The sequence below is a fragment of the Bifidobacterium hominis genome (assembly GCF_040095915.1).
In the GTDB taxonomy this organism is placed as follows: Bacteria; Actinomycetota; Actinomycetes; order Actinomycetales; family Bifidobacteriaceae; genus Bifidobacterium; species Bifidobacterium hominis.
Window position 1 is genome coordinate 1 of record NZ_JBBMFR010000019.1, and the last position, 531, is coordinate 531.

Here is a 531-nt window from a genome sequence, read left to right on the forward strand (position 1 = left end):
GGCTACAACATGCTGATCTTCTACAGCTCGCTGTCCACGATCCCGCACTCGCTGTACGAGGCCGCCAGCATTGACGGCGCGAGCGAATGGCAGATCATCAAGTCCATCAAGCTGCCCGAACTGAAGGGCTCGCTCGCGATCACGGTGATCTTCTCGATCATCGGCTCGTTCCAGCTGTTCAACGAGCCGAGCATCCTGCAGAACATGGTGCCTGGCAACTCGATCACCACGTATTACACGCCGAACATGTACGCGTACAACCTGAGCTTCGCGGGCAACCAGTCGAACTACGCCGCCGCCTTGGCGATCACGATGGCCGTGATCACGATGGCGATCGCGTACGCGGTGCAGCTCAACAGCATGAAGGAGCAGATGAAGTAACGCCTTGGGGCGTACGTCATCTGCATAGGACATGGATTTTTCAAGGAGCATAACAATCATGAGCGATACTGCGATGTCGACGGGGTATATGACTCCCCAAGAGCTTAAAGAGCAGGAACGAGCCGCAAAGAAGGCCGAGAGGGCACGCTT

At 56.5% G+C, this 531-nt stretch carries 1 protein-coding gene; it reads left to right on the forward strand.

Translation table 11 applies throughout. The features are described 5' to 3' along the window. On the forward strand, positions 1–381 hold a 381-nt coding region (locus WMO36_RS08320), incomplete at its 5' end, for a carbohydrate ABC transporter permease (protein ID WP_349077278.1). Positions 382–531 lie beyond the last annotated feature (150 nt).